Source organism: Nocardia sp. NPDC059154 (assembly GCF_042755705.1).
Classification (GTDB): domain Bacteria; phylum Actinomycetota; class Actinomycetes; order Mycobacteriales; family Mycobacteriaceae; genus Nocardia.
This window is the reverse complement of record NZ_JBHZCS010000005.1, coordinates 40429-65974: the sequence shown is the minus strand read 5'-3', so window position 1 is coordinate 65974 and position 25546 is coordinate 40429. Positions and strand designations below refer to the sequence as shown.

The window sequence follows — 25546 nt, the reverse complement described above, 5'->3', positions numbered from 1 at the left end:
CGAACCGATTCTGGACGTACCCGGTGAGTTACCCCGATCCTCGCGAAATCAGTCGTCACGTTCGCGAGGATCGGGAACAATCCCTCAGGCCCTACGGGCAGCGCGATTGACCGCGGAGACGACCGCGCGCAGCGAGGCGGTCGTGATGGAGGTGGCGATGCCGACACCCCAGGTGACCTGATCGCCGATGGCGCATTCGACATAGGCGGCGGCCTGGGCGTCGTCGCCGGAGGACATGGCGTGCTCGCTGTAGTCCAGCACGCGCACGTCGTAGTCGATGGTGGCCAGCGCGTCGACGAACGCGGCCAGCGGGCCATTGCCCTCACCGGAGACGGCGTGCTCGACGCCGCCCACCTTGACCACGGCCTCGATGTGGTCGACGCCGCCGTCGGTCTCGGCGGCGGTGACCTTCTGGCGCATGCGCTCCAGCGGCAGGATCGGGGTCAGGTACTCCTCGGAGAAGACGTCCCACATCTCCTTCGGGGTCACCTCGCCGCCCTCGCCGTCGGTGATCTTCTGCACGGCCTGCGAGAACTCGATCTGCAGCCGGCGCGGCAGCACCAGCCCGTGATCGGTCTTCATGATGTAGGCCACGCCGCCCTTGCCGGACTGCGAGTTCACCCGGATCACGGCCTCGTAGGTGCGGCCGACGTCCTTCGGGTCGATGGGCAGGTACGGGACCTCCCACACGATGTCGTCCACGTCGGCGCCCTGCGCGTCGGCGGCGGCCTTCATGGCGTCCAGGCCCTTGTTGATGGCGTCCTGGTGCGAGCCGGAGAAGGCCGTGTAGACCAGGTCGCCGCCGTAGGGGTGGCGCTCGGCGACGGGCAGCTGGTTGCAGTACTCGACCGTGCGGCGGATCTCGTCGATGTTGGAGAAGTCGATCTGCGGGTCGATGCCGCGCGAGAACATGTTCATGCCCAGCGTCACCAGGCAGACATTGCCGGTGCGCTCGCCATTGCCGAACAGGCAGCCCTCGATGCGGTCGGCGCCGGCCTGGTAGCCCAGTTCCGCGGCGGCCACGGCGGTGCCGCGGTCGTTGTGCGGGTGCAGCGACAGCACGATGGAGTCGCGGCGGGCCAGGTTGCGGTGCATCCACTCGATGGAGTCGGCGTAGACGTTGGGCGTCGCCATCTCCACGGTCGCCGGCAGGTTGATGATCAGCGGCTTCTGCGGGGTCGGCGCGATGATCTCGGAGACCGCGTCGCACACCTCGCGGGCGTAGTCCAGCTCGGTGCCGGTGTAGGACTCCGGGCTGTACTCGTAGCGCCAGTTGGTGTCCGGGTAGCGCTTCTCGACCTCCAGGCACAGCTTGGCGGCGTCGGTGGCGATCTTCTTGACGGCGTCGCGGTCGGCACGGAAGACCACACGGCGCTGCAGGATCGAGGTCGAGTTGTAGAAGTGCACGATCACATTGGCGGCGCCGGCGCAGGCCTCGAAGGTGCGCTCGATCAGCTCGGGCCGGGACTGGGTCAGCACCTGGATGGTGACATCGGCCGGAATCGCGCCGTCGTCGATGATCTCGCGGACGAAGTCGAAGTCGGTCTGCGAGGCGGACGGGAAGCCGACCTCGATCTCCTTGTAGCCCATGCGCACCAGCAGGTCGAACATGCGACGCTTGCGGGCGGGGCTCATCGGGTCGATCAGCGCCTGGTTGCCGTCGCGCAGGTCCACCGCACACCAGCCGGGCGCGCGGTCGATGATCTTGTCCGGCCAGGTGCGGTCGGGAAGGGTGACCGGCTCGACCTCCTCGGCGAAGGGCCGATACCGGAAGACCGGCATGGAGGAGTTCTTCTGTGTGTTCCAGGCCGGCTGGTCGGCGGGCGCGGGCTTGGACGGCGCGGTGATGGACCGGGTACCGGATACGAAAGCGTCAGCGGCTGACATGGCGATTTATCTCCGAGGGTGTGGCTGGATCCCAGGTATGGGGTAGACCGGCACGGCAGATCCCCGCGACGGGAGCCGGTCCGAATCAGACCCCGTCGCGGCGGCCGAGGAGAAGTGCCCGCTGCATGATGGCGACGAGTTTACAGGGGCGCAATAGATGCCCGGAAGCAGGGGAGGCGGGCGCCACAGCCCGGGCGTGTCACTCATCGGCGGCGATCTGTGCCACATCGACCGACACGGTGATGGTCGATTCCTTGGCATCGGTATAGATGATGCCGCGCAGGGGCGGCACGTCGGCGTAGTCGCGACCCCAGGCGACGGTGACGTAGCGGTCGTCGGCGAACTGGTCGTTGGTGGGGTCGAAGCCGATCCAGTGCCCGGCGGCGCCCGGGAGCCAGACCGCGGCCCAGGCGTGGGTGGCGTCCGCGCCGACCATGCGTTCCTTGCCGGGGGGCGGATCGGTGGACAGGTAGCCCGAGACATAGCGGGCGGCCAGACCCTGGGAGCGCAGGCAGGCGATGCCGAGGCGGGCGAAGTCCTGGCAGACGCCGTGGCGGGCGGCGAAGACGTCGGCAACGCTGGTGCTGACGGTGGTGGAACCGGATTCATAGGCGAAGTCGGTATGGATGCGCGTGGTCAGTTCCCGCAACGCGTCCAGCAGCGGGCGGCCGGGCGGGAAGGATTCGGCGGCATAGGCGGCGACCTCGGGGATGATCTCGGGCGGGGTCAGGTCGAGGGTGAATTCCACGGCGAGCGGGCCGTTTTCGGCGGTCGGGCGGGCCTGCTCCCAGGCCGGCTGCGCGGCGGGCGCGGCGGGCGCGCCGACTTCGACGAGGGATTCGCCGGTCACCTCCAGCCGGCGGTGTTCGGCGGTGACGTGGAAGTAGAGGGTGGTGTTGTCGTAGACGTCGGTGCCGACCGATCGATCCGACGGGAGGGGATCGACGCGAATGTCGTGGGACAGCAACCGCTGTCCCGGAAACTCGCGCGGTGTCAGGTAGGCGCGGCCGTAGGAGCTGCTGACCACGTCCGAGTACAGGTAGACGGTGCGATGCAGCACCCGGTAGCGGCGCATCAGCCCACCACCCGGGCGGAGCCCCACAGCGGCTGGATCTCGCGCGGCACCGACAGCCGGCTCGCCTCGAAGGATTCGGAGAGTTTGCGCAGCCGCAGGTGGACGCCGTCGAGCAGCTCGGCCAACTCGGTACGGCGGCCGTCGGCGACGGTCTCCAGCTCGGCCGGGTCGACGCGGCGCAGCATGCGCTGGGCATCGGCCAGGAGTCGTTGCGGGCGTGAGGATCCGGAGGCCCCGGGCAGCACCGGGAAGTCGGCCTCGAGGCGTTCCAGCTGGTAGGCCAGCGAGCGCGGGTTGTGCCCGTCGAACAGCAGCAGTCCGGCGACGGCGGCGATGCGGACCGAATCACCGTGGCGGCGGCGGTAACTCACCGCGGAGACGGTGGCCTGCAGGACCGCGTCGGTCACCACCCGGCCGACCTCCGGCGGGTAGGCGTCGGTGAGGGCGGCGGTCAGCAGGGCCGACAGCGCCAGCGCACGCTCGATGCGGCGCCCGATGTCCATGACGTGCCACCCCGTGTCCCGCACGGTCGATTCCGCGTCGATGCCGGTCAGCGACAGCAGGGCGGACAGGGCGCGGGAGTGCACGGCCGACAGGGCCGCGCCGCGGTCGCCGCGGACGGCCCGGTACTCCGACAGGGCACGATCGATGGAGCCGAGCACCATCCAGGTGTCGGGTGAGAGCTGATCACGCACGGCGCGTGCGGCTTTCGCGTAGCGCTCCACGGAAAACGCGACCGAGCCGGGAACCTCGCGGTCGACGGTGAGGGAGACCAGGTAGTCGTGGTCGCGGCGGGACGCGCCGGGCAGCGCGATCGGGACGGTCGGCTCGTCGGAGTACTCGCGACGCCGTGGCGGCTGGGATCCGGATCGGGTCCGCGCAGCGGACTGCGCCTCGGGCTGGCGGCGCCTGCGCCGACGTTCCGGCGAATCAGTGTGCACAGCAGTCGGTTTCGGCACGGCAGGCAGCTTCGGCTCGGCCGGGGTCGTGCCGGTCATGCGGGCGAGGGCGGCCATCAGGATGGGCATGGCCTCCGCGCCCTCCAGCCACGGCCGGTAGCGGTAGTCCTGGTGGCGTTCGTGGATGGCGCTGAGCAGGCGCACGGTGACCTCGGCGCGCTCGCCGTAGCGGCCCAGCCAGAACAGGTCGTTGAGCACGCGCGGTGAGCTGACCACGTCCATCGGGGCGACCGCGACGACCCGGCGCTCGCGCTCCTCGGGTACCTCGGCGGTGGCCGCGGGCACCGCCGGGACGGCGGCGGGCGCGGCGCGCACCCAGACGTCCTTGGCGGCGGCCTTCCCCACCATGCCCTCGGGTCCGCCGTGCTGATGCAGCTGCCCCAATCCGCCCGGCATGATGCGGTATCCGACCCGTCCGGCCAGGGAGAACAGGCGGACGGCGACCGGAGCGGCGGCGAGTCCCCCGGAGCCGTCGACCGCGGGGGCGACCGAGAAGCGGGCCGGTTCCTGGCCGACCCACTTCCAGCCCTCGGTCTCGATGCGGGCCCGCCACTGCGCGCGCTGCACGGCGGTGAGGATGGGGCCGAAGACCGTGGTGCCGTCCACGGTGGAGCGCAGGATCAGGCGGTGCAGGTTGGCCGTCAGGTGGGAGCGTTCGGAATCGTCTCCGCCCCAGTAGGATTCGATGCCCGGCAGGGTGAGTTCCTCGTCCAGCAGCCGCCGTGACAGGCGCGGCAGGAACGCGGCCAGCGCCGGATTCTCCAGCAGTCCGCTGCCCAGGGTGTTGACCACGGTGACCGCGCCGCGCCGCAGCACCTCGACCAGGCCCACCACGCCCAGGCGCGAATCCGGCCGCAGGTCCAGGGGATCGGAGAACTCGGCGTCCACACGGCGCAGCACCACGTCGACCCGTTCGAGCGTGCCCAGCGAGCGCATCCACAGCCGGCCGTCGCGCACCACCAGGTCGGCGCTCTCCACCAGCGGGAAGCCCAGCACGGAGGCCAGATACGCCTGATCGAAGGCGGTTTCGGAGTGCACGCCCGGGCTCAGCACCACGACCACCGGGTCCTCGTCGGCGCCCTGCGGCGCGGCCTCGATGAGCATGAGCCGCATGGCCCGCACGAACGGGGTGAGCGGACGCGGGCCGGCCAGCTCGAAGGCCTCGGGAATGGCGGCGGACACCACGCGGCGGTCGGCCAGCGCGTAGCCCGCGCCGGAGGGGGCCTGCGCCCAGTCGGCGAGCACTCGGAAGCCGCCGTCGCTCCAGCGGCTGACATCGCAGGCGTACAGGAACAGCTGATGCCGTCCCGGCAGTGAAATACCGTGCGCGGCACGGACATAGCCGCGGTGCGCGAAGACCACCTGCGGTGGCAGCAGCCCCTCGGTGAGGGTGCGGCGCGGGCCGTACACGTCGGTGAGCACCGCGTCGAGCAGCCGGGAACGTTGCACCACACCGGATTCCAGCGCCGCCCACTCGGTGTCGGAGAGCAGCAGCGGAATCGGGTCCAGCCGCCACGGCGAGGGCGTCGCGGCCCCCTCGGAGCCGGTCAGTTCGGTGTAGGTGATGCCGTCGTCCTCGATCAGCCGCCGGACCCGGCCGTCGATGCGGTGCAGTCCGGCCCGGCCCTGGTCCAGGAAGTCGGCGGACAGGTCGGCCCACAGGCCGCGCAGACGGCCGTCGTGATCGACGAGTTCGTCGTAGAAGCCGCCGGTGGCCAGACCGCAGGCGTCGCGGGCGCCGGTATCGGCCGCGGCAGCACGGTAATTCGCGAACTCCTCGCCGGGTGGCACTGCGTCGAGCACTGTCACCGCTACCACATCCCCGGGTATGCCTATCGATCGCCGACGACGCCCCACACGGCCCGCGCCCGGCGCAGATCGAGTATTCCGGGCGCACCGACGTCTGTTGCCTGTATGGCCATTTTGGCACGCAAATCAGCGATATCCACCGGGCCCGGAGTGTGCCCGGAGGATTCGAATCGCCGATTGCGCCGGGATTGCGCCACCACCGAATTCACCGGCGGCCCGGCATAGAACATGCCGCCCGGATGGCTCACGTGATACGTGCAGCCGCCGCGGGACAGGCCGGTCTGCAGCTCGACCACGTCGAAGACCAGCGGCGCGTCCACCGTGATCGTCGGGTGCAGGGACTCCGGCGGCTGCCACGCCCGATACCGCACGCCCGCGACCTGCACATCCGCCCGCCCGGCCGGGATGAGGGGCAGCGGAAAACCGTTGCAGGTCACCGCATACCGGTCCCGGTCCGCCCCGGTCACCCGGACCTGCAGGCGCTCGACCGAGGAGTCCACGTATCGCGCGGTCCCGGAGGCGGTGGTCTGTTCCCCGAGGGTGTTCCACGGCTCGATCGCCCCGCGCAGTTCCACTTCCATATCCCCGAGTACCACCGTGCCGAAGCGGGGAAAACGGAACTCCGAGAACGGATCCAGCCAGCTGGTGTCGAATTCGATGTCGTGCGCGCGCAGATCGGCCGCCACCTCGGCGATATCGGCCTGCAGGAAATGCGGCAGCAGGTAGCGCCCGTGCAGGTTGGCGCCGTGCCGGAGCAGCGGCGCGGTGTAGGGGTGCTCCCAGAACCGCAACACCAGCGCCCGCACCAGCAGCGACTGCACCATGGCCATGCGGAAGTGCGGCGGCATCTCGAAGCCGCGCAGTTCCACCAGTCCGAGGCGGCCGCGCGCCGAATCCGGGCTGTAGAGCTTGTCGATGCAGAATTCGGCGCGGTGGGTATTGCCGGTGAGGTCGGTGAGCAGGTGGCGCAGCGCGCGATCGACCGCCCAGGGCGGCGCGGCCGGCTGGTCGGGGTCGGCGGCCGCGGCGGCCCGGCTCAGGCGGGCGATCTCGGCGAAGGCGATCTCCAGTTCGTAGAGCGCGTCCTCACGGCCCTCGTCAACGCGGGGCGCCTGGGAGGTCGGGCCGATGAAGCGGCCCGAGAACAGATAGGACAGCGCCGGATGCCGCTGCCAGTAGGTGAGCAGCGACACCAGCAGGTCCGGGCGGCGCAGCAGGGGCGAGCGCGCCGGGGTGCGGCCGCCGAGCGTGATGTGATTGCCGCCGCCGGTGCCGCGATCGGTGCCGTCCACATCGAAGGATTCGGTGCTCAGCCGGGCCAGCCGGGCCTGCTCGTAGAGCGTCTCCAGCAGCCGCGACTGCTCGGCGAAACCGGTGGTGGGCTGGACGTTCACCTCGATCACGCCCGGGTCTGGTGCCAGGGACAAGGTATGCAATCGGCCGTCCACCGGGGCCGGATAACCCTCCAGTACGACCGGCCGGCCGACCGCGGCGACGGCCTCCTCGACCCGGCGCACCAGATCGCAGAACGCGCCGAATTCCTCGACGGGAGGCAGGAATACGAACAGCCGGCCGTCGCGGACCTCGGCGACCAGCGCGGTGATCGGCGCGCGCTCGGCGGACTCCACCACCGCGGGCGGCTCATCCGCGGCCAGCGGCGGGCGCGGCGCGAACGGGTCCGCCTCGGGTCGCGGCGGTGGCGCGTTCCAGGTGACGGACCGCAGCGGCAACCGCAGTCCGGCCGGGGAATCGCCCTCCGTCAAGACGATTCGACCGCGCCGCAACTTCCAGTCGGCGCTCGCCCACCCGGCCTCGTCGTCCCGGCGATAGAGCGACAGCACGTAGGCGGCGGGCTCGCCGACGGCGGCATCCAGCCGAGCCAGCAGCGCGCGGCGCGCCGACAGCGAATCCCCGCCACTGTCCAGATCCTCGCCGGCACCGACCGGATCACCCTGTGGCACAGCGGCCTTGGCGGCCATCCGGAGCAGCGAATCCTCGTAGGCGGGCCGCACCTGACCGTCCGGCAGGCCCAAGCCCCGCGCGATGTGGGCGATCACCGCCCGCGCGGCCCGGACGTCCGAGCGATGCGATTGCGGTTCATCGCCCGGTGCGGTCCGCCGCTGTTCGGTCGCGCCGGGTGTCCACGCGGCGGCCTCACCCACGTCGCCGGCCTGTGGGAGCCAGGGATGCGCGAGCAGGTCGGGGTGCCGCCAGAGCGGTTCGTTGTCGTCGCGCCACAGCATGGCGATTTCCCAGCGCGGCAGGGGTTCTCCCGGATACCACTTGCCCTGGCGGTATTGCACCAGGCCGGTCGGCGCGTAGATGCGGCGCAGGCGCTCGGCCAGGTCGGCGGCGCGTTCGCGCTTGCGCGGGCCGTCGGCCTCGGTGGTCCATTCCGGACCGGTCTGATCGTCGAGGGAGACGAAGGTGGGTTCACCGCCGATGGTCAGGCCGATCCCGGCGGCCTCGGTCCGGGCGTCCACGACCGCGCCCGCGGCGCGGATGCGCTCCCACTGGGAATCGGTGTAGGGCAGGGTGACTCGCGGATCCTCGTGGATCCGGCGCACGGTATTGGAGAAGTCGAGGCTGGCCGCGACCGGGTCGGTGGATCCGGTGATCGGCGCCGACGAGACCGGATGCGGGGTGGCGGCCAACGGGATGTGGCCCTCCCCGGCGAACAGGCCGGAGGTGGGGTCCAGGCCCACCCAGCCCGCGCCGGGCAGGTACACCTCGGTCCAGGCGTGCAGGTCGGTGAAATCGGCGAGCGGCCCGGAGGGTCCGTCCAGAGACGGTACGTCCTGGGCCAATTGGATGAGATACCCGGAGACGAAGCGGGCGGCCAGCCCGAATTCCCGCAGGATGGACACCAGCAGCCACGCCGAATCCCGGCACGAGCCGAGGGCGGCGCGCAGCGTGTGATCAGGCGACTGCACGCCCGGCTCCATCCGGACGGTGTAGGCGACATCGTGGCGCAACGCCTGATTCACCGCGATCAGGAAGTCGATGGTGCGCGGCCGATCCGCGGGCGTGTGGCGGCGCACCCAGTCCCGTACCGAAGCGCCGGGCCCGGAACCGGATTCGCCCTCGTCCACCGGCCGCAGATAGGGCTCGAGGTCCACGGACAACTGCGGCGAGTAACCGAACGGGAAATGCTCGGCATGCTCCTCGACGAAGAAATCGAAGGGATTGATGGCGTCCATATCGGCGATCAGCCCGACCACGATCGACAGTTCCGGCGTGGGCTCGTGGAAGATCAAGCGCGCCAGGAAATTCCCGAACGCGTCCTGCTGCCAGTTCACCCAGTGGTTCCCGGGGCTCACCCGCATCGAGTACGCCTCGATGGCGGTGCGGGTGTGCGGGGCGGGTCGCAGGCGGACCACGTGCGGATGGACGCGCACGGGATGGTCGAAGGAATAGGTGGTGCGATGTTCGAGGGAAACCTTGATCCCCATCTGTCCAGTTCACCATGCGAAGGCCGGGGCACGCTGGAGTTTTTCCGACAGTTCGGGCGACACGCGGTGAGCTCCCGCAGATGTCGCACCCGGCCGGGCGGCCGCGCCTGCGCCGCCGCCGTGGCGGAGACCGGGCGGCGGACCCGCGCCGGCCAGCCACTAGCCTGGCCGGGTGAGCTACGACCTCGTTCTACTGCCCTCCGGAGCCGCCGTGTCCCCCGCCGAGGTGGACACGTATCTGACCGCGCAGGACGGCAGACCGGCCGGTGACGCCGTCACCGAGATCGCGGCCGAGCTGGACGGGCGCAATGGCGAACTGCCCGAGGCGGACAGCTTCCTGGGCTCACCCGCCGGCGACGGCGTGCTCGGCGACGCCCTGTTCGTCTCCACCCCCTACGACGCCATCGGCCATGTGCGCGGGCTGCTGTTCGAGCTGGGCACCCCGCACGACTACGCGCTGTGGGACCCGCAGCTGGCCTGGCTGGTGGATCCGGCCGAATCGGTCACCGCCGCCGTCACGCACGGCGGCGCGGGCGAATTCCCGTACCTGACACGGCAACTGGTGGAACTGTGGATTCCGGAGCTGGGACAGCCCGGTCCGTATCTGATCGTGGAAACCGGAGATCAGATCTACATCCAGACCTATCGGCATCAGAACGGGCATTACGACCTGGAATACCGGGACGGGTCCGCCGACAAGCATTTCGCCGCCACCGCGAACGACCCGCGAATTGTGGCCGATCTCATCTGGGGCTGGGCCACCGGAGATCGTTCGGGATTCGCCGCACTGGATTGGCGGCGTCTCACGTTCTGACCCTCGAATAACGGACAGATTTCAATTTCCACTTCCAACCCCCCGGAATGAAGGCTGCGCACGCGCAGGAAAGCTAGCATTTCGCTAATTGCACGCGGTGTTTCCGAGCTTGTACGCATTACTCACCGAGGCGAGGAGCGAAACATGAAGCTACGCCCGTCGAAGCTACGACCGTCGAAGCTACGCCCATCCTTGAAGAACGGGACCTTGCGTAAGGGCTTGGCAGTCGTGGCCGGTTTGGCGGCTACTTTCGCTATCGCCGTGGCATTGCACGCCAGCGGGGCCGGAGCCGATATCCCCAGGAACGTTCAACACATTCCCTGCCCGCAGCCGGCGGCGCTCCCCGCGCCGCCGACCTGGACATAACCAGATCCCGGTACACCACTTACAGGGCGCGACGCCCGGAAAGGGCGCGGCCCAGGGTCAATTCGTCGGCGAATTCCAGATCGCCGCCCATGGGCAGGCCCGAGGCCAGGCGCGTCACGCTCAGTCCCGGGAAATCGCGCAGCATGCGGACCAGATAGGTGGCCGTCGCCTCGCCCTCGGTATTCGGATCGGTGGCAATGATCACCTCGGTGACATCCACACCGTCGTCCTGATTTCCGATGCGGGTCAGCAATTCCCGGATGCGCAACTGGTCCGGTCCGATACCCGACAGCGGGTCGAGCGCACCGCCGAGCACGTGATAGCGCCCGCGGAATTCCCGGGTGCGTTCGATGGCCTGCACATCCTTGGGCTCCTCGACCACGCAGATCATGGTGCGGTCGCGGCGCGGATCGGCGCAGATACGGCACAGTTCACCGTCGGAGACGGTGCCGCAGACGGCGCAGAACCGCACGCCGTCCCGCACCTTCTGCAGGGCCGCCTGCAGCCGGTCGATCTCCGGCGGCTCCACCGAGAGGAGATGAAACGCGATGCGCTGCGCGCTCTTCGGGCCGACGCCGGGCAGCTTGCCCAACTCGTCGATGAGATCCTGAACCGGACCCTCGTACACCTACCCAGCCCCGATCAGAGTCCGGGCAGCGCGCCGCCGCCGAGACCGCCGGCCAGCGGGCCCAGGCGCTCGGCGGCCAGGTTCTGCGCGGTCTCCATGGCGTCGTTGAGCGCGCCGATGATCAGATCCTGCAGCGTGTCCACATCCTCGGGATCGACCACCTTCGGGTCGATGGTCAGCGCCAGCACCTCGCCGGTGGCGCGGATCCGGGCGCGCACCAGGCCACCGCCCGCCTCGCCGTCGACCTCCGACTCCGCGATCTCCTGCTGCGCGGCCATGACGGCCTGCTGCATCTGCTGGGCCTGGGCCATCAACTGCTGGAAATCGAAACCTTCACCGGGCTGCACGGCGCGTCCTTCCTGGGGGATGGTGATCGCTCCCCAGCCTAGTCGGCGACGCGCGCCGCGCTGCTTGACTCTCCCCTCGCTGGAGGGTGTTCGCTAAGGGCATGACGGCAACGGTTCCGATCGGCGAGTTCTCCCGGCTCACCTACCTGACCATCAAGACGCTGCGGTACTACCACGAGATCGACCTGCTGGCCCCGGTCGCGATCGACCCGGGCTCCGGCTACCGGTTCTATTCGACCGAGCAGGTGGACCAGGCGCACCTGATCAAGCGGCTGCGCGAGCTGAACATGCCGTTGCCGGAGATCAAGGCGGTGATGGCCGCCCCGGATCAGGCGGCGCGGGACGCGGCCATCCGGGCGCATCTCGAGCGGATGGAGGCCGAGCTGGTGCGCACCCGCGACGTGGTGGCCTCGCTCCGGGCGCTGCTGCTGCCGTCGACCGGGATCAGCGTCGAATACCGTTCCGTCGCAAGCTATCCGGCGCTGGCCATGACGGCGGAGGTGGCGCGCGAGGACTGCGATGCGTGGTGTGAGCACAGCTACGGAACCATGTACGCGCAACTGGCCGCCGCGAACCTCGCACCCGCCGGACCGGGCGGCGCCACCTACGCGCCGGAGTTCTTCGAATACGACCGTGGCGAAGTCGTCACCTTCGTGCCCATCGACGAGCGGCACCGGGACCGTGTCGACGCCGGGACCGTCCTCGACCTGCCCGCCCGCCGGTTCGCCATCGCCGTCCACGCGGGCCCGTTCACCGAATTCGACCGCACTTATGGCGCGCTGGGCAGCCATGTGGCCGAACACGACACCGCGCTCGCCGAACCCGTGCGCGAGATCTACCTGGTCGGGCCCGGTGACGCCGAGCCCGCCGACTACCGCACCGAAGTCTGCTGGCCCATCGGCCGGCTCTGAAGAAGGAGAGAATCCATGGCACTGTCCCTCGGCAATGTCGTTTTCGACTGCCACGACGCCGCCGCGCTCGCGGGCTTCTACGCGCAGCTGCTGGACCGCCCGGTCGACGAGGGCGCGAACGAGCATTTCGCGACCATCGACAACGCCGCCGCCACCCCGACGTTCATGTTCGTCCAGGTGCCGGACAAGAACCCGGGCAAGAACGTCGTGCACGTCGACCTGACTGCTGGCAGCGCCCTGCCCACCGAGGTCGAGCGCGCGGTTGCCCTCGGGGCCAAACATCTCGCGGACTTCGACGAATACGGCGTGAAGTGGGCGACGCTGGCGGACCCGGAGGGCAACCTCTTCGATATCGGCGGCGAGGGCTGACCCCCGCTCGCTAGGCGAGCTCGCGCTTCAGGTTCTCGAGCACCTCGGCCTGGATCTTCTTCAGGCCGAGCGGCGCGAAGATGCCCTCGAAGATGCCGCCGATGCCGCCCGCACCCTTCCAGGTGGTGCGCACGGTGACCAGCGAGCCGGTGCCCGAGGGGGTCACGGTCCAGGCGGTGACCATGGAGGAGTTCGAATCCCGTTCCGTCACCATGGAATCGGAGACCGAGATGGCGGCGCGCACATTGCGGGAGCGCTTCTCGGTGGCCTGCAGTGTCCACTCGGCGACGGTGCCGGCGCCCTGGCCGCCCTCGACCACCTTGTAGTCGCGGTAGTGCGCGGAGAGGATCTTGGGCCGCACTGTCTCGTAATCGGCGATCGCGTCGAGGGTGCGCTTCGGATCTGCTGCGACGACGATCGAACTGGAGGCGCTGACCTGTCCCACCATGTGCTCCTTAGTGATTGCGCGGGCCGACCGGCACTCTGCCCTGTTACCGCTCGGTCATGTTACGCCGCATCCGGGTGCGCCGGTTCGCTGCGCGGTGTCGGGTCGGCCACCTATCCTGGGTGCACTACTGCGGGGGAGGACGCGGTGATGACGCGGTTCGTGACCTGGATCCGGCTCAATATCGACGGTGTCGTGACGCTGGTCGTGGCGGCCACGGCCATTGTGGTCGAGGCCTTCGACAAGTTCGCCAATCTGAACGCGGTGAGCGGCGCGACGCTGCTCGTGCTGAGCCTGCTCGCGCTCACCCTGCTGCGCGACCGCAATCGGACCTCCCGGCTGGTCCGGGAACTGGCGGCGGTCCGGCTGCTGCACGGCGCGGAGATCGATCAGGCGCACGCGCAGGCCCGGCGGGACACCGACAACTGGATCTACAAGGGCGGCACCGGAACCTACCTGCGCGCGGTGACACTGCCGTATTTCCCCGGGCGGGCGCGGGACGAGAGCCACCTGCTGAATCTCCGGGTGGAGGTCCTGGACCCGGGCAATGAGCAGCTGTGCCTGGCGGACGCGCAGTACCGCAATTCGCTCCAGCCGCAGGGCGATGCCAGCGGGCGACCGTGGACGGCCGACCGCATTCGCAAGCAGTCCTACGCCACGGCGCTGGCCTGCGCCTGGTATCGGCAGCAGTCGGAGTTCCTGACCATCGAACTCGGGCTGTCGTCGACGCTGTCGACCTACCGCTGGGACATGTCGGACAGGAACCGGCGCATGGGGACCCGTACCGCGTGGGTGCGGCAGAACTCCAGGCACAGCAGTGTGGCCAGGGAGGCCCACGGGGTGATCACCGGGCCCGCGTTGGTGCCGATCAGCAAGGCCAGCAACTGGTTCCGCTCACCCGGGGAGATCACGGCCTCGCCCGCGGTGTAGGCGGGCAGGTTGTTGACAACATTGGACAGCGCCGCGCCCGCACCGGCGGCCCGGAACACGCTGGGACCGCTGGAGTCCTGCCCGATCAGATGATCCATCACCGTGACGGTGGGCAATGCCGGGCGGCTGCGGGTGTTCGATATCGACGCCGCCACCGCGGAACGCGAGATCACCGTCGACTCTGCCCCGGTGTGGGCCATCGCCTACGACCCGACCGCCCGCTACATCGCCACCGCCAATGACGACGACACCGTCACCCTGTGGACCCGCGAGACCGGCGGCGAGCACGCCGTCTGCGCCGAGCATCGCGGCCGGGTGCGCTCGATCGCCTTCGACGCGGCGGGCGCGACCATGGCCACCGGCTGCGACGACGGCCAGGTCCGGCTCTGGGACGTGGCGTCCGGGGAGCTGCTGGAAACGCTGTCGGACCCGGTCCGCGACGGTGCGAGCGGCCACCGGGTCTACGGGGTGGTCTTCCACGGCGAGCGGCTGGCCAGCATCTCCTGGGACGGCACGGTGCGGATCTGGAGTCTGACCGGCGGTCCCCCGCTGCACCGGCTGGACCTGCACCGCGGGCGGCTGTGGTGCGTGGCGGTGGATCCGGTGTCGGGCACGCTGGCCACGGCGGGCGACGATCTGGTCATCAACCTGTGGGACATCACCGGCGGCCGGCACCTGCACACCCTCTACGGCCATCGGAACCGGGTGCGGTCCTTGGCTTTCGCCCCGTCGGGCCGGCTGCTGGCCAGCGCCGGGAACGACGGTTCGATCATGCTGTGGTCGCTGACGGATCCGGCCGCGGCTCCGCAGCCGCGCGGCACCCTGCTCGGGCTGCCCGAGGGCTGGGTGGCCTTCACACCGGACGGCCGCTACAAGACCGAGGGCCTGACGGCGGGCCAGTTCTGGCACGTGATCGGATTGTGCCGTTTCGAGGCGGGCGAACTGGATCCGTATCTGCCGCAGATCCGGCAGATGGAGCTCGACGACCCGCTGTAAAGGGCTCGGCCGCACCGTAACCCAATTGTTAGCTGAAGTAACAATCATCACGCCGGCGACGGGAATACCCTCGCTACACGGCAGGTCGCACCCGCCGACACGCATGCAAACTGTGTGTGAAAACCCGCCCCGCCGGTGCTCCCCTGCTGGCCGTACCGGTCGGTGCACGCTAGGTTTCCGAAGGTGGCAGTGAGTCTGTTGGGGAAGGCCGGCCGCGCACCGGCCGCACACGAATCAGGTTTCGCCGCGCATCGGGCCGGAGTCGATCGCCTCCTGGCCTCGTACCGCGCCATCCCGCCGGATGCGAACGTACGGCTGGCCAAGAAGACGTCCAACCTCTTCCGGGCCCGGGCGCGCAGCACCGCGCCCGGCCTCGATGTCTCCGGATTGACGCAGGTCATCGCAGTGGACCCGGCGGCCCGCACGGCCGACGTGGCCGGCATGACCACCTACGAGGACCTGGTCGCCACCACCCTGCGCTACGGGCTGGCCCCGTTCGTGGTGCCGCAGCTGAAGACCATCACCCTGGGCGGCGCGGTCACCGGACTGGGCATCGAGTCCACCTCGTTCCGCAACGGTCTCCCGCACGAATCCCTGCTCGAGATCGACGTGCTGACCGGCGCCGGTGAGATCGTCACCGCCACCCGGGACGGCGAACACGCGGATCTGTTCCGCGGATTCCCGAATTCCTACGGCACGCTGGGGTACTCGACCCGGCTGAAGATAGAACTCGAACCGGTGCTGCCCTACGTGGCATTGCGGCACATACGGTTCCACGATCTGCGGGAGCTGGAGGCGACGATGACACAGATCATCGCGGACCGCTCCCACGACGGCGAACCGGTCGACTACCTCGACGGCGTGGTCTTCACCGCGGACGAGAGCTACCTGATCCTGGGCCGCCAGACCGACGAGCCCGGCCCGGTCAGCGACTACACCGGCATGGACATCTACTACCGATCCATCCAGCACGATTCGGCGCGGCCCAAGCGCGACCGGCTGACCATCCACGACTACCTGTGGCGCTGGGACACCGACTGGTTCTGGTGCTCACGGGCATTCGGGGCGCAGAACCCGCGGATCCGGCGCTTCTGGCCCCAGCAGTACCGGCGCTCCAGCTTCTACTGGAAGCTGATCGCGCTGGATCACCGGTACGCGATCGGCGACAAGATCGAGGCGCGGCACGGGAATCCGCCGCGCGAACGGGTGGTGCAGGACATCGAGGTGCCCATCGAGCACATCGCGGATTTCATGGAGTGGTTCCTGCGCGAGATCCCCATCGAGCCGATCTGGTTGTGCCCCCTGCGCTTGCGCGACAACCCCGCGGAAGCGCAGGACGCAGCCGAACGCCCCTGGCCGCTCTATCCGCTGGAGCCCGGCCGCACCTATGTCAATGTCGGTTTCTGGTCGGCCGTGCCGACCGTGCCGGGACAGCCCGACGGCGCGGCCAACCGTGCCATCGAGCGCAAGGTGTCCGAACTGGACGGTCACAAATCCCTGTATTCGGACTCCTACTACGGCCAGGATGAATTCGCCTCCCTCTACTACGGCGGCGATACGTACTCCACCCTCAAGAAACGCTACGACCCGGATTCTCGTCTGCTGGATCTGTATTCGAAGGCGGTGCAACGCAAATGACCACGTACAAGGACCGTTCCGACGTATTCGCCGAGCTGGGAACCAAACTCAGCATTGCCGAGATCTTCGAGACCCTCCTCGACGGCCCGGTGCCGATCCGCCTGACCTGTTACGACGGCAGTAGCGCCGGACCGGAGGACTCGGAGTTCGGCCTCGAGATCACCACCCCGCGCGGCGTCAACTTCATCGCCACCGCGCCCGGCGACCTGGGCATGGCCCGCGCCTACATCTCCGGCGACCTGATCGCCCACGGCGTCGAACCCGGCGACCCCTACGAGCTGCTGAAGGCCATGGCGGGCATGAAGTTCCGCCGCCCCACCGCCCTGCAGCTGGTGGTCATCGCCCGCTCGCTGGGCTGGGAACTGCTCAAGCCGGTGCCCCCGCCGCCGCAGGAGGCCATGCCGCGCTGGCGGCGCATCGCGCTGGAAGGCCTGCGGCACAGCAAGATTCGTGACGCCGAGGCCATCCACCACCACTACGACGTCTCCAACACGTTCTACGAGTACGTGCTGGGCCCGTCCATGACCTACACCTGCGCGGCCTACGAGGACCCGGCCTGGACGCTGGAGCAGGCCCAGGAGAACAAGTACCGCTTGGTCTTCGAAAAGCTGAACCTGAAGCCCGGCGACCGGCTGCTCGACATCGGCTGCGGCTGGGGCGGCATGGTGCGCTACGCCGCCAAGCGCGGCGTGCGGGTCATCGGCGCCACCCTGTCGGCCGAGCAGGCCGAGTGGGCGCAGGCCAAGATCGCCGAGGAGGGCCTGTCCGACCTCGCCGAGGTGCGCCACAGCGACTATCGCGACGTGCGCGAGGGCGAGTTCGACGCGGTCTCCTCCATCGGGCTCACCGAGCACATCGGCGTGCACAACTACCCCGCCTACTTCGAATTCATCAAGTCGAAGCTGAAGGTCGGCGGCCTGTTCCTGAACCACTCCATCACCCGGCCGGACAACACCCGCATCACCAAGGCGGGCGACTTCATCGACCGCTACGTCTTCCCCGACGGCGAACTGGCCGGCTCCGGCCGCATCATCTCCGAGGTCCAGAACGTCGGCCTCGAGGTGCTGCACGAGGAGAACCTGCGCCGGCACTACGCCCTCACCCTCGCCGAATGGTGCGACAACCTGGTGAAGAACTGGGATGCCGCCGTCGAGGAGGTCGGCGAGGGCACGGCCAAGGTGTGGGGGCTCTACATGGCCGGCTGTCAGCTCGGCTTCGAGCGCAATGTGGTGCAGCTGCACCAGATCCTGGGCGTCAAGCTGGGCGCGGACCAGGCCTGGACCGTACCGCTGCGCCCCTGGTGGAAGGCGTAGGAACCCTCGTAAGACGAAGCAGGCGTGCGGCTTTCGCCGCACGCGTGCTTTCGTTTCTACGAAGATAGGCCCGCCACCGGAATTCCCAGCCGCGCGGTCATCCACGGGAATGACGAGGTGAAGGCCGCCGCCGCGAACTGCCAGGTGTGCCCGCCCTCGGTGGTGTGCACCGTGCAGTTGATATTGACCTGCTGCCCCTGGGCACAGAGCGCCTCGGCCGCGCCGACCTCGCCGGTGTCGTAGACGCCGTCCTTGCCGCCCATGCCGACCTTGCTCTCGTCGATCGACTGCTGCATGTAGGCCTTCACCTTGGGATCGGAGGCCATCTTCTTCTGCCACGCGGGCGGCGTCAGATCGTCGAACAGGCCGACGGTATCGGCATACGGGCCGTGCTTCTGCATCACGGTCGTGGGATCGAAGGCCGCCCAGGCCTGCTCGCTGCCGCCGAAGAGCCGCTTGACGGTCTGCTCCCTGTTGCCCGCGGCCGGACCGAGATCGCCCGCGATATCCACGAAGGTGCCGAACAGTTCCGGATGCATGGTCGCCAGATCCACCGCGCAGGTCCCGCCCATGGACCACCCGACGATCCCCCACTTTGCGGGATCCGCGGACGCGCCGAAGGTCGATTCCACATAGGCGGGAACATCATTGGTGAGGTGGTCGGCCGCGTCGCCGCGCGGGCCGTTCACGCACTCGGTGTCGTTGTTGAAGCTGCCACCGGAATCGACGAACACCAGGATCGGCGTCCGGCCGTTGTTGGACTTCGCGAAATCGTCCACGCTGGGCATGATCTGACCGCTGCGCACCCAGTCCGCGGGGGTGTTGAACTCGCCGCCGATCATCATGACCACCGGCAGGGTGGGCGGCTTGTCGCCCTGGAACCAGGCCGGCGGCAGGTACACGTATTCGGTGCGGTGATTGAAGTGGCTACCCGATTCCGGAATGTCCACCGGCACGATCCGCCCGGTTCCCACATTCGTGTTCCGCAGCGACGCCAGCGAATCCAGGCTGGTCTGATGTGGCAGGGGTTCCGCCGTCATGGCAGCCCACGCCGCGTTCGCGGTCGGGTAGTACCCCACCCACTGATTCAGCACGACACCCACGTTCAGCAGCGCCGCCGGCACCGCCAGCACGGCTACGACCCGCTGCCACCAGCCACCGGTTCGGATGCCGACCACGGCGGCGGCGAGCGCCGCCCCCGCCAGGCCGATCGCGACCCACAGCAGCACCGGCGCCGGATCCGACGCCAGCCCCTCGTCATTGGTGTACATCCAGGAGGCCCACACCACCCCGAGCGCGAACACCACGCAGACCGGCACCCACAGCAGCCACCACCGGCGGGTGAATCGCGCGAACGCCACCACCAGCAGGAAGATTGCGACGAAGGTGATCACCTGGGGTAGCCAGCCGTGCAGCAATGAAACCCCGTGGTGGAAGCCGCCCCCGAACCCGGTCTGGGTCTGTGCGGGCAACTGCGGTGCCGGAGGCACGGCGGGCGGGGACTGCAGCATCGTCGTCACAGGCACGTCGGCGATTCTCGACACCATTCCTCGAGAAACCCTGTGAATAGGCTGCATGAAGCCTGGACACTGGGCGAGCTCGCCCGAATTCGCCGGTCGTACCGCCGAATCCGCTGTTCAGAGCAGCGAATCGAGAAATCGGCGGGGCAGCTCCGGCGCCTCGGTATCGGCGTCCAGCGGCATCTCGTGGCGCATGGTGCGCAGGATGTTCACCACGCCCGGCCCGGCATCGAGCAGCGGCCGGGACCAGCCCAGCCCGGCGCAGCGGACCACCACCGGGGTGAGCACCGCGATGGACTCCCCGAGCCAGCCGGAGACCGACAGGCATTCGGCCAGCAGCAGCGCCGCGTCGAGTTCGGCGCGCGGCCGGTGCTGTTCGCGGATGCGCGAATACAGGGCGCGGGCGCGCTTGACCGCGGTGTCGTCGGTGCCGAGCGGGGCCAGGTCGTCGGTGGCGCGGTCCTCGCCGCGGTAGTGCCGGGCCAGCAGGGCACGGATGGTGGCGATCTCCTCCGCCTCGGCGGCCAGCGCCGCCGCGCCGGTGGCGTGCCGCAGCGCGCGGGCCATCGGATCGGTGACCAGGCCCGCGGTCAGCGCATCGGCGGGCAGGCCCAGCCGCAGGCGCTCGGCCCGGACCTGGGCGGCCAGGCGGGTGAGCCGGCGGTCGGCCGCGATGCGCGCGCCCTCGTCCAGGCGCGCCGCGGCGGTCTGCAGGTCACCGCGGACCGCCTTCACCCGGGCTCCGCTCACGAAGATGGTGACCAGGAAGTCCACCGGGCCGACCCGGGCGGTCAGTTCATGGCTCTGATCCAGTAGCCGCTCGGCGCTGTCGAGGTCACCACGCCGGTAGGCCACCTCGCCCAGCAGCGCGGCCGCCACCCGCGCCGAGTTCGAGCGGGACCCCGCGCGGTCGCGGGCGATCTGCCACGCCTGCTCGAAACACCGGGTGGCGGTGTCGATATCGAGCTGCTCGTAGGCGGCGTCGCCCTGCGCGCACCGGCCGAACACCTCACCCAGCGGATCGGCCGACCGCACGTGATAGGGCGCGGCCCACTCCTGCATGTCCCGGGCGCCCTCGAAGTCGAAGTCGCACAGGCGCACGAAGGAGGCCAGATTCGCGGCCGTCGACACCGTCCACGCCGGGAGGTCGTCGGCCAGCTTCAGGCATTCGGTGATCTTGTCGAGCACACCCTCGGTGCGGTCGCGGGCCACCTGATCGGCCGCGGCCAGCACCGCCGCCTGACAGCGCTGGTTCACCGCCTCGGCGTCGTCGGTGCCACTGCGCGCCAGCATGTTCGACAACCGCCCCAGCGCGGTCCGGGCCGCACCGGACTGCTGCAGGTTCACATTGGCCCGGGCCAGCGCCATCAGCAGCTTGCTACGCGAAGTCACCTGCTGCACCGGCAGTTTCGACACCGTGCCGAACAGGGTCGCCAGCCGGGAGCTGTCGATCAGGTCCATGCCGCCCTTCTCGACCAGGTCCAGCGCGTACTTCAGATCGGTGGCGGCCAGCGCGTGATCGACCGACTGCTTGATCAGATTGTGCTCGGCGAACCAGCGAGAAGCCTTGCCGTGCAACTTCTTCAACTGCCCGGGCTGGGCCCGGTCCAGGCGGGCACGCAGGTGCTCGGCCACCATCGGCTGCATCTGGTACCAGCTCGGATCGTCGGCGAGCCGGTGCACGAACAGTTCCCGCCGCTCGGCCTGATCCAGCAGATCGGCAGCGTCCTTCGCGCCGGACAGCGCCTCGGCCAGCGAGGCATTCACGCGTTCGGGAACCGCTATGGCACTGAGGAATTCGAGCATGCGCGGCTCGATGGTGTCGAGCACGTTCTCGGCGAGGTACTCGCGAATCGCCTTGTTGTCGCCGGAGAGTCCGGTGATCAGCCGGTCCACGTCGTGATCGGCCGACCGCAGCGAGAGCCCCGCCAGCTGGATCGCGGCGGGCCAGCCGTCGGTGGCGGTGTGGATCTGCTCCACCTGTCGCTCGCTCAGTTCCAGCCCCATGCGCTCGACCAGGATCTGCCGGGTCTCCGCCTCGGTCAGCCGCAGCTGACCGGATCCGATCTCCACCAGTTCGTCGGCCACCTGCAGGCGGCTCAGCGGCAGCCCGGCCCGCTCCCGGCTGGTGATGACGAAACGCAGGTCGTGCGAACAGTTGTCGAGCAACGACTCCATCACTCGCTGCGCCCCCGCGTCGGTGATCCGATGCCAGTCGTCCACCACCACGACCACCGGGCTCCCGCTCGCGTGCACCTCGTCGATCAGCGCCGACACCGCGTACGGCACCGCCTCGGCGGGCCGCTCCTCCAGCAGCTGCTCGAGCCCCGCGCCGATCTCCGGCCGCACCTTGCGGATGGCGGCGATGATGTGGGCCAGCAGCCACACCTCGTTGTCGTCGTCGCGGTCGATGCCGATCCAGGCCACCGCCACCCCGCGATCGGTGAGCTCGGCGCACCACTGCGCGGCGAGGGTGCGCTTGCCGAATCCGGCCGGGGCGTGGATCACCGCCAGCCGGCGGCGACCGCCCGCGCGTAGCGGTTCCAGCAGCCGGGGGCGTGGTATCGGCTCACGGGCCGGGGTCGGAGGCAGGAATTTCGTTGCGGCCGTGGGCGGCAGCGTATTGCCGACTGCCCCGAACTCGGTGGTGCCGGAGGCCGCGAACACGGCGCTGGGATTGCCCTGCGGCCGCAGCGTCAGCGAGCGGGTACGCGGGGCGGTGACCACGGTGTGCGTGCGCCGGCGCGAATATGTCCGGGTGGCAGCGGAATCCGTGCCGTCCACCCCGGGCTGTTCACCCTCGAGCAGCGCCATCTCGTCCGGGACCTGCCCGTGCTCGCCCTGCACGGTCCGCAGCAGCTCCCCGAATTCCACGGCGCTGCCGGGCCGATCACGCGGATCCGGCGACATGGCCGCCTCGATGGCCGCCGCCACGTCGGGCGGAATCTCGAGCTCCCGCAGATCCGGCACCGGCTGGCTGGTGATGCGCAGGAACTGCGCCACGATCTTCTCCCCGGCCTGCCGTTCGAAGGCGGCGTGACCGGTCAGCAGCGCGAAGAGGGTGGAGCCCAGCCCGTACACATCCGAGCGCACGGTCGGCTCGTCGCCCTTGAGCACCTCGGGCGCGGTGAACGCGGGCGAACCGGTGATCAGACTCGTCGAGGTGCGGAAACCCCCTGGGATACGGGCGATTCCGAAGTCGGTGAGCTGCGGTTCCCCGTAGCGGCTCAGCAGCACATTCGCCGGTTTCACGTCCCGGTGCAGCACTTCGGCCCGGTGCGCGGTCTCGATGGCCCCCGCCAGCTTCACCCCGACCCGCACCGAATCCGTCCAGGACAGCGGCCCGCTGTCCCGCACCACCTGTTCCAGGGAACCACGGGTGGCATAGGGCATCACGATGAAGGGCCGCCCGCTGGGCGTGACGTCCACCTGCAGGATGTCGACGATGTTCGGATGCCCCGACAGCCGGCCCATGGCGTGTTCCTCACGCAGGAACCGCTCCCGGCTCTCGTCGTCGATCTCGGTGGAGAGCACCTTGACCGCCACCACCCGGTCCAGGGCGCGCTGGGCACAGCGGTACACCACCCCGAAACCGCCCCGGCCGATCTCCTCCGCGTCGAACAGGCCCATGGCCTCGAGCTCGTCGTCGAGGGTCATGGGAAGGTAGGACTGCGTGGAGTCTTCCGGAGGGGCCTGCTCACTCCGCGAGCCGCCCGGGCGCGCCTGTGGATTCATCTGGACCTGCCTCCGGTGTTCTCCCGCGCATCTTCCAACGTAGCGCGGACCGCACGGGCGTGTGGACCTTTCACTCAGCTCCGGGCGTCCCGTCCGGTCCTCTTCACACACCTGTAAAACACCCGGCCCGGGCCGCGTATTCGCGACCCGGGCCGGGTGTTTCAGCGCTGGAGCGCCGTTGTTACTTGCGCAGCGAAGCTGGAACCTCGAAGCGGCTGCCGAACTTGGCGGCCAGCTCGTCGGCGCGGGCCACGAAGGCCTGCTGTCCACCCGGGTAGCCCACGATGAACTGGTGGGTGCCACCGGTCCAGGCCGGGAAGCCGATGCCGAAGATCGAGCCGATGTTGGCGTCGGCGGTCGAGGTCAGCACGTTCTCGTCGAAGCACTTCTGGGTCTCGATGGCCTCGGCGAACAGCATGCGGTCCTCGAGGTCCTGCAGGGTGACACCCTCGGGGAGCTCGGTCGAGGTCTTGAAGGTGGAGCGCAGCTCCGACCACAGACCGGTGGCCTTGCCGTCGACGTAGTCGTAGAAGCCCGCGCCGCCGGCCTTGCCCTTGCGGTCGAACTCGCCCACCAGCTTGTCGAGGATCTGCGCGGTCGCGCCCGAGGCGGCGTCGATCTCGCCACCGGCGGCGATGATCGCCTCGGCGGTCTCCTTGTAGATCTTCTGCATGGTGGTGAAGTTCAGCTCGTCCGACAGCTTCAGCGGCGCCGCCGGGTAGCCCGCCTGCAGACCGGCCTGCTCGATGGTCTGCGGGTCGACGCCCTCACCGAGCATCATGATGGCCTCGTTGATGAACTTGCCGATCACGCGCGAGGTGTAGAAGCCGCGCGAGTCGTTCACCACGATCGGGGTCTTGCGGATGGCGAGGGTGTAGTCGTACACCCGGGCCAGCGCCTCGTCGGAGGTCTTCTCGCCCTTGATGATCTCGACCAGCGGCATCTTGTCGACCGGCGAGAAGAAGTGGATGCCGATGAAGTCCTCGGCCCGCTTCACGCCATTGGCCAGCAGGGTGATCGGCAGGGTCGAGGTGTTGGAGCCGAGCAGCGCGTCGGCGTCCACGATGTCCTCGATCTCGCCGAAGACCTTCGCCTTGAGCTCCGGGTTCTCGAACACGGCCTCGATGACGAAGTCCACGCCCGCGAAGTCGGCCGCGTCGGCGGTCGGCTTGATGCGGTCGAGCAGGGTCTTCGACTTCTCCTCGGTGGTCTTGCCACGCGAGAGCGCCTTCTCCTCGAGCTTGACCGAGTAGTCCTTGCCCTTGTTGGCGGCCTCGATGGTGACGTCCTTCAGGACGACGTCGATGCCGGCCTTGGCGGTGACGTACGCGATGCCCGCGCCCATCATGCCCGCGCCGATCACGCCGACCTTCTTGATCTCACGCTTCGGCACGTCCTTCGGACGCGAACCGCCGTTGTTGATGTGCTGCAGGTCGAAGAAGAACGCCTGGATCATGTTCTTGGCGACCGGACCGGTCAGCAGGGACACGAAGTAGCGCGACTCGATCAGCGAGGCGGAGTCGAAGTCGACCTGCGCGCCCTCGATGGCGGCGGACATGATCGCCTTGGGGGCGGGCATGTTCTGGCCCTTGAGCTGCTTGCGCAGGTTGGCCGGGAAGGCCGGCAGGTTGGCGGCCAGCGACGGGGTGGAGGGGGTGCCGCCCGGGATCTTGTAGCCCTTGACGTCCCACGGCTGCACGCCCGCCTCGGGGTTGGCCTTGATCCACGCCTTGGCGGCCGGGACCAGTTCCTCGACGGAGGCGACGGTCTCGTGAATGAGGCCGGTGGCCTTGGCCTTCTGCGCGTTGAACTTCTGGCCCTGCAGCAGCACGCCCATCAGGCCGTTCGCGATGCCGAGCATGCGGGTGATGCGGGTGACGCCGCCACCGGCCGGGAGCAGGCCCAGGGAGACCTCGGGCAGGCCCAGCTGCACGGCCTTGATGTCGGCCGCGATGCGGTGGTGGGTGGCCAGGGTGATCTCCAGGCCGCCACCCAGGGCAGCGCCGTTGATGGCCGAAACCACCGGCTTGCCAAGGGTTTCCAGACGACGGAGGTCGTCCTTGATGAAGGTCAGTTCCTCCATGATGGCCGCGGCGTCCGCCGGGGTGGTCTGCATCATGTTCTTGAGGTCACCGCCGGCGAAGAAGGTCTTCTTCGCGGAGGTGATGACGACACCGGTGATGTCATCCTTCTCGGCGACCAGGCGGTCCACCGTGGCCCGCATGGAGTCCTTGTAGAGCTGGTTCATGGTGTTGGCGCCCTGGTTCGGGTCGTCCATGGTCAGCACGACGATGCCGTCGGCGTCCTTTTCCCAGCCGATCATGTTCTCGGTCATTGTTTTCGATTCTCCTG

General features: G+C 69.1%; 17 protein-coding genes. 7 read left to right on the top strand and 10 right to left on the bottom strand.

From position 1 onward, the window contains the following. Nucleotides 1–84 precede the first annotated feature (84 nt). The 4 genes from leuA to ACFXN1_RS06605 form a co-directional block, all read right to left on the bottom strand. Nucleotides 85–1887 carry a 2-isopropylmalate synthase gene (leuA, locus tag ACFXN1_RS06620; RefSeq protein ID WP_379444383.1) on the bottom strand — a complete coding sequence of 601 codons (1803 nt, stop codon included), beginning with the start codon at nucleotides 1885–1887 and terminating at the stop codon, nucleotides 85–87. 199 nt (nucleotides 1888–2086) lie between these two features. After that, on the bottom strand, nucleotides 2087–2962 hold the full coding sequence (locus ACFXN1_RS06615; RefSeq protein WP_379444384.1) for a transglutaminase N-terminal domain-containing protein: 876 nt from the start codon (nucleotides 2960–2962) through the stop codon (nucleotides 2087–2089). Then, nucleotides 2962–5730: a circularly permuted type 2 ATP-grasp protein gene (locus ACFXN1_RS06610; protein WP_379444385.1), complete on the bottom strand. Its 2769-nt coding sequence runs from the start codon at nucleotides 5728–5730 to the stop codon at nucleotides 2962–2964. The genes ACFXN1_RS06615 and ACFXN1_RS06610 overlap by 1 nt, the downstream gene beginning before the upstream one ends. Nucleotides 5731–5753: 23 nt before the next feature. Then, nucleotides 5754–9182: a DUF2126 domain-containing protein gene (locus ACFXN1_RS06605; protein WP_379444387.1), complete on the bottom strand. Its 3429-nt coding sequence runs from the start codon at nucleotides 9180–9182 to the stop codon at nucleotides 5754–5756. A 172-nt stretch (nucleotides 9183–9354) separates the two neighbouring features. Here ACFXN1_RS06605 and ACFXN1_RS06600 point away from each other — a divergent pair, with 172 nt between their 5' ends. Continuing rightward, nucleotides 9355–9996 (top strand): hypothetical protein, encoded by a 642-nt coding sequence (locus tag ACFXN1_RS06600; protein WP_379444388.1) that lies wholly within the window; start codon nucleotides 9355–9357, stop codon nucleotides 9994–9996. A gap of 385 nt (nucleotides 9997–10381) precedes the next feature. Here ACFXN1_RS06600 and recR read toward each other — a convergent pair whose 3' ends face one another. Next, nucleotides 10382–10990, bottom strand: coding sequence for a recombination mediator RecR (gene recR, locus ACFXN1_RS06595; RefSeq protein ID WP_033090831.1), 609 nt, complete (start codon nucleotides 10988–10990; stop codon nucleotides 10382–10384). A 14-nt stretch (nucleotides 10991–11004) separates the two neighbouring features. After that, nucleotides 11005–11337 carry a YbaB/EbfC family nucleoid-associated protein gene (locus ACFXN1_RS06590; protein ID WP_379444389.1) on the bottom strand — a complete coding sequence of 111 codons (333 nt, stop codon included), beginning with the start codon at nucleotides 11335–11337 and terminating at the stop codon, nucleotides 11005–11007. Nucleotides 11338–11438: 101 nt separating this feature from the next. On the opposite strand from ACFXN1_RS06590, the gene ACFXN1_RS06585 reads away from it, so the two are divergent. Together ACFXN1_RS06585 and ACFXN1_RS06580 are read left to right on the top strand one after the other, a co-directional pair. Beyond that, the gene (locus ACFXN1_RS06585) at nucleotides 11439–12248 is read left to right on the top strand and encodes a MerR family transcriptional regulator (RefSeq protein WP_379393298.1); all 810 of its coding nucleotides are present in this window, start codon (nucleotides 11439–11441) and stop codon (nucleotides 12246–12248) included. A 15-nt stretch (nucleotides 12249–12263) separates the two neighbouring features. After that, the gene (locus ACFXN1_RS06580; RefSeq protein WP_379393296.1) at nucleotides 12264–12617 is read left to right on the top strand and encodes a VOC family protein; all 354 of its coding nucleotides are present in this window, start codon (nucleotides 12264–12266) and stop codon (nucleotides 12615–12617) included. A gap of 10 nt (nucleotides 12618–12627) precedes the next feature. Here ACFXN1_RS06580 and ACFXN1_RS06575 read toward each other — a convergent pair whose 3' ends face one another. Next, nucleotides 12628–13062, bottom strand: a complete 435-nt coding sequence (locus tag ACFXN1_RS06575) for an SRPBCC family protein (protein WP_354838852.1) — start codon at nucleotides 13060–13062, stop codon at nucleotides 12628–12630. Between the two features lie 150 nt (nucleotides 13063–13212). Between ACFXN1_RS06575 and ACFXN1_RS06570 the strand changes: the two genes are divergently transcribed. The 4 genes from ACFXN1_RS06570 (at nucleotide 13213) to ACFXN1_RS06555 (ending at nucleotide 17939) form a co-directional block, all read left to right on the top strand. Then, nucleotides 13213–13992, top strand: coding sequence for a hypothetical protein (locus ACFXN1_RS06570; RefSeq protein WP_379444391.1), 780 nt, complete (start codon nucleotides 13213–13215; stop codon nucleotides 13990–13992). A 102-nt stretch (nucleotides 13993–14094) separates the two neighbouring features. Further along, entirely contained in the window at nucleotides 14095–14988 is an 894-nt protein-coding gene (locus ACFXN1_RS06565; protein WP_379444392.1) for a WD40 repeat domain-containing protein, read from the top strand. Nucleotides 14989–15177: 189 nt separating this feature from the next. Continuing rightward, nucleotides 15178–16626 (top strand): FAD-binding oxidoreductase, encoded by a 1449-nt coding sequence (locus tag ACFXN1_RS06560; protein ID WP_379444393.1) that lies wholly within the window; start codon nucleotides 15178–15180, stop codon nucleotides 16624–16626. Next, nucleotides 16623–17939, top strand: a complete 1317-nt coding sequence (locus ACFXN1_RS06555) for a class I SAM-dependent methyltransferase (protein ID WP_379393288.1) — start codon at nucleotides 16623–16625, stop codon at nucleotides 17937–17939. Before ACFXN1_RS06560 ends, ACFXN1_RS06555 begins: the two co-directional genes overlap by 4 nt. Before the next feature lie 56 nt (nucleotides 17940–17995). Here the strand turns inward: ACFXN1_RS06555 and ACFXN1_RS06550 are convergent, their stop codons facing one another. The 3 genes from ACFXN1_RS06550 to ACFXN1_RS06540 form a co-directional block, all read right to left on the bottom strand. Then, nucleotides 17996–19465, bottom strand: a complete 1470-nt coding sequence (locus ACFXN1_RS06550; protein ID WP_379444395.1) for an alpha/beta hydrolase — start codon at nucleotides 19463–19465, stop codon at nucleotides 17996–17998. A 111-nt stretch (nucleotides 19466–19576) separates the two neighbouring features. After that, on the bottom strand, nucleotides 19577–23116 hold the full coding sequence (locus ACFXN1_RS06545; protein WP_379444396.1) for a protein kinase: 3540 nt from the start codon (nucleotides 23114–23116) through the stop codon (nucleotides 19577–19579). 259 nt (nucleotides 23117–23375) lie between these two features. Then, nucleotides 23376–25529 (bottom strand): 3-hydroxyacyl-CoA dehydrogenase NAD-binding domain-containing protein, encoded by a 2154-nt coding sequence (locus ACFXN1_RS06540; protein ID WP_379393282.1) that lies wholly within the window; start codon nucleotides 25527–25529, stop codon nucleotides 23376–23378. Between the last annotated feature and the right edge of the window lie 17 nt (nucleotides 25530–25546).